This window comes from Thiorhodococcus mannitoliphagus (genome assembly GCF_010915725.1).
GTDB classification, from domain to species: domain Bacteria; phylum Pseudomonadota; class Gammaproteobacteria; order Chromatiales; family Chromatiaceae; genus Thiorhodococcus; species Thiorhodococcus mannitoliphagus.
This window is the reverse complement of record NZ_JAAIJR010000226.1, coordinates 1-4,647: the sequence shown is the minus strand read 5'-3', so window position 1 is coordinate 4,647 and position 4,647 is coordinate 1. Positions and strand designations below refer to the sequence as shown.

Below are 4,647 nucleotides of genomic sequence, written 5' to 3'. Positions count from 1 at the left end.
CCATCAATTGTTTCCTGATGCGAGCGATGCCGCTCGAAATCCCCCCTAGCCCCCCTTTGCGAAAGGGGGGAAGTTGTTGATGGTCACTTTCTTAGGAAGCTCCCATCAACTGTTTCCCGATGTGAGCGATCCCGTCCGAAATCCCCCCTAGCCCCCCTTTGCGAAAGGGGGGAAGTTGTTGATGGTCACTTTCTTAGGCTCGATCGGCGAGCCGAATCCCCAGATCATCCCAAATGCGATCGACCCGATCCTTCACGGCCTCGTCCATGCGGATCGGCTGCCCCCACTCCCGTTGGGTTTCGCCCGGCCACTTGTTGGTGGCGTCGAAGCCAATCTTGGAGCCAAGCCCGGACACGGGCGAGGCGAAGTCCAGATAGTCGATTGGCGTATTCTCGATCATCACCGTATCCCGCGCCGGATCCATCCGCGTCGTCATCGCCCAGATGACGTCTTTCCAGTCGCGCGTGCAGACATCGTCGTCGACGACGATGACGAACTTGGTGTACATGAACTGGCGCAGAAAGGACCAGACGCCCATCATCACCCTCTTGGCGTGCCCCGGATACTGTTTCTTGATGCTGACCACTGCGAGCCGGTATGAGCAGCCCTCGGGCGGCAGGTAGAAGTCGAGGATCTCGGGAAATTGCTTCTGCAGGATGGGGACGAAGACCTCATTCAGCGCGACCCCGAGCACAGCGGGCTCGTCCGGCGGACGCCCCGTGTAGGTGCTGTGATAGATCGGATTCCGGCGGTGCGTCATGCGCTCGAGGGTGAAGACCGGGAACCGCTCCACCTCGTTGTAGTAGCCGGTGTGATCGCCAAAGGGGCCTTCAGGGGCCATGTCGTCGGGATGGATGTGACCCTCGAGCACGATCTCGGCGTTCGCCGGCACCTGGAGATCCGATTCCAGACAGGCCGCCAGCTCGGTGCGGCTGCCACGCAGCAGTCCGGCGAAGGCGTACTCTGAGAGGCTGTCCGGCACCGGGGTCACGGCACCCAGGATGGTGGCCGGGTCTGCACCCAGGGCGACCGCGATGGGGAAGGGCTTGCCTGGATTGGCGCGCTGCCAGTCGCGGAAGTCTTGCGCACCGCCGCGATGGGCCAGCCAGCGCATGATGAGCCGATTGCGCCCGAGGAGCTGCATCCGATAGATGCCGAGATTCTGTCGCGACTTCTCGGGTCCGCGCGTGATCACCAGGCCCCAGGTGACGAGCGGGGCGGCATCGCCGGGCCAGCAGTGCTGGATCGGCAGCCGGCCGAGATCGACCTCGGCACCAGCCATAGAGACCTCTTGGCAGGGTGCGTTGCGCCTGACCTTAGGGGCCATGTCCAGCACCTTCTTGAAGATCGGCAGCGTCTCCCATGCCTGCTTCATGCCTTTTGGCGGGTCGGGCTCCTTGAGGAAGGCCAGCAGCTTGCCGACCTCGCGCAGTGCCTCGACGGACTCCTCGCCCATGCCGAGCGCGACCCGCTTTGGCGTCCCGAAGAGATTGCCCAGGAGCGGGATCTCTGACCCCTTGGGTCGCTCGAACAAAAGGGCTGGACCGCCGCCGCGTAGGGTGCGGTCGCAGATCTCCGTCACTTCGAGGTAAGGGTCGACCTCGACCCTCACGCGTTGCAGCTCGCCACGTTGCTCCAGTTGATCGATGAAATCGCGTAAATCCTGATACTTCATGCTTGGACCGTCAGGGTGCGGATCAGGCCGCGATTCCGGAATGCCGCAGCAGGGCATCCGTGTTGGGCTCGCGTCCACGGAAATCGACGTAGAGCTTCATGGCATCGTCGGAGCCGCCGCGCTCGAGGATGTTCTCGAGGAAGGCGCGACCCGTGTCGGCATCGAAGACGCCCTTCTCCTCGAAGAGCGAGAAGGCGTCCGCCGAGAGGACCTCCGCCCACTTGTAGCTGTAGTAGCCGGCCGCGTAGCCGCCCGCGAAGATGTGCGAGAAACCGTGCGCGAAGCGGTTGAAGGCCGGTGGGCGGATGACGGCGACCTGATCTCGAACCTCTTCGAGGATCGCGTAGATGTGCCCAGCCTTGTCCGGCGCGTACTCCAGGTGCATGCGAAAGTCGAACAGCGCGAACTCCAGCTGACGCACCATCTGCATGGCGGACTGGAAGTTCTTGGCCGCGAGCATGCGCTCGTAAAGCTCCTGGGGGAGCGGCATGCCGGTCTCCCAATGCGCGGCGAAGAGATCCAGCGACTCGCGCTCCCAGCACCAGTTCTCCAGGAACTGACTGGGAAGCTCCACCGCGTCCCATGGCACCCCATTGATTCCGGCGACGGCTGGATAGTCGACCTTGGTCAGCATGTGGTGCAGACCGTGGCCGAACTCGTGAAAGAGGGTCTCGACCTCGTTGTGGGTCAGCAGCGAAGGCTTGTCGCCAACCGGCGGGGTGAAGTTACAGACCAGATAGGCGACCGGGATCTGATCGCAGCGGGTCGTATGCATGCGGTTGGTACAGACGTCCATCCAGGCCCCGCCGCGCTTGTTCTGGCGCGCATAGGGGTCGAGGTAGAACTGACCGCGCAGGGCGCCGGTCAGGAGATCGCGGATCTCGAAGAAACGCACATCCGCGTGGTAGGTCTCGAAGTGCTCGACCTCCTGAATCTGGATCCCGAACAGCCGCTCGACGACGCTGAAGAGCCCGGAGAGCACGCGCGAGAGCGCGAAGTAGGGACGCAGCTCCTCTTGGCTGATTTGATAGCGGTGAACGCGCAGCTTCTCCGCGTAATAGGCGATGTCCCAGGGAGCTAGCTCGCTGACGCCATAGTGCTCGCGGGCGAAGGATTCCAGCTCGGCTAGCTCGCGGCGGGCCTGCTTGACCGAATGCTCCGCGAGGTCGCTCAGGAAGCCCATGACATCCTCCGCTGACCGCGCCATCTTGGTCGCCAGCGAGCGCTCGGCGAAGTTGGCGAAGCCCAAGAGCTGCGCCAGCTCGTGACGCAGCGCCAGGATGCGCTCCATGATCTCGGAGTTGTCCCAGCGCCCAGCGTGCGGGCCTTGGTCGGAGGCACGCGTGCCATAGGCCTCGTACATCTCGAAGCGGAAATCCCGATTGTCCGCATAGGTGAGCACGGGCAGGTAGCAAGGCATGTCCAGGGTGAACAGCCAGCCGTCCTTGCCTTGCTGGGCGGCGTTCTGACTTGCCAGGCCGAGCGCGGATTCCGGCAGGCCCTTGAGACGCTCGGGATCCTCGATCAGCTTGCTCCAGGCATTGGTGGCGTCCAGGACGTTCTCGGAGTACTTGCTCGTGAGCTGCGACAGCTCTTGGCTGATGGCCCTGTAGCGGGATTTCTTCTCGGGCGGCAGATCGACACCGGAGAGATGGAAGTCGCGCAAGGCGTTGTCGAGCAGCTTGCGCTGCGCCGGTTCCAGATGCTCTTGCGCCGCGACGGTCTGATAGGCACGGAAGAGCCCTTCGTTCTGGCCGACCTCGGTGCCGTACTCGCTGAGCTTGGGCAGGCAGGCGTTATAGGCCGCACGCAGCGCCTCGCTGTTGAGTACACCATTGAGGTGGCCGACCGGCGACCAGGTGCGACTGAGGATGTCGTCGATCTCCTCCAGGGGCTCGATGAAGCTCTCCCAGGTCGGGATGTCGATCTCGCTGGTCAGGCGCTCGATCAGCGCCCTGCAATCGGCGAGGCGAGCGTCGATCGCCGGCTCGACGTGCTCGGGTTGGATCAGATTGAAGGACGGCAAGCCGACCTGCTCGAGGAGGGGATTGGTCATAGCGGTGTTGGCTCTCGCGAATCTTGGGATGCAGAGCGTCGCGGCGACGCGCTCGGCGTCGGCTGCGGCAGCTCCTTTGAGCTTGAGGTGCGGGACCTTGGCGGATCTTCAATGGATCCGGTCACGCCAGGTCAATCGGCTTGGAAACCTGTGTTCTGGCGCGGAGCGATCCGTCCTTGCAGTGAGCGAATAATATCCTGCTTTGGGCGCGGCTTGAATTCACGTGGGACACAGAAGTGGAAGCGCCACAGGTCTTGTCGGTAGGGCTCGCCATCCACGGTCGAAATGCGTTGCCAGTCGCCGCCCTCGAGCGGACTGAAGCGCCCCGCAGCGCCATAGGCGAAGACCTTGTAGCGGCCCTTGGTTGTGCAGCGGATGCCCTCGAAAGAGAGGTTGCGCGTCCCGCCGCGCCCCTCGACGACCAGGGTGTAGCGCACCACTTGATCGGCGTCCACGCTGAGGTGTTTGGCGTCGATGAAATAGCGGAAGGGGTCTGCAGGTCCGTCCAGCTCGAACTCCACCAGGTCCGCATCCTCTGGCCAAGGCGGCAGCCGGATAGTCGTTTCCTGCCAGGGTGTGCCAGGACGGATGTCCGATGGGCCTGGCGGCGTCGGGTCTGGGACGAAGGCGTCATTCCGGGCCGCCGCGCAAGAGAGCGAGCAGAGGAGGAGGCAGCAGAAGAGGGCTGATGTCGTCTGTGCGACGGTCTTGGTCGCAGACAAGCGAGCAATGATGATGTGAGCGAATGTCATTGGTTTCCAAAGGGCGCTTGACTCGGTCGAATGGGGCGCGTCGCCGATGCGCTTGATCAAGGCTAAACCGCCGTGGGGGCGCGCCACGGGCGGGGGGGCGCGGCGGGGGGGGGGGCGCCCGGGGGGGGGGGGGGGGGGGAAACCCCCCCCACCCCCCCCCCCCC

The 4,647-nt window shown here is 64.0% G+C and carries 3 protein-coding genes; all 3 read right to left on the bottom strand.

The window, feature by feature from the left end; genetic code table 11:
• Positions 1-193 precede the first annotated feature (193 nt).
• Positions 194-1,675, bottom strand: a complete 1,482-nt coding sequence (gene ubiD, locus G3480_RS25130; protein ID WP_164656958.1) for a 4-hydroxy-3-polyprenylbenzoate decarboxylase — start codon at positions 1,673-1,675, stop codon at positions 194-196.
• 22 nt (positions 1,676-1,697) lie between these two features.
• Positions 1,698-3,731, bottom strand: a complete 2,034-nt coding sequence (gene prlC, locus G3480_RS25125) for an oligopeptidase A (RefSeq protein ID WP_164656957.1) — start codon at positions 3,729-3,731, stop codon at positions 1,698-1,700.
• A 131-nt stretch (positions 3,732-3,862) separates the two neighbouring features.
• A complete protein-coding gene (locus G3480_RS25120) occupies positions 3,863-4,483 on the bottom strand; it encodes a CNP1-like family protein (protein ID WP_164656956.1) in 621 nt (206 codons plus the stop codon).
• Between the last annotated feature and the right edge of the window lie 164 nt (positions 4,484-4,647).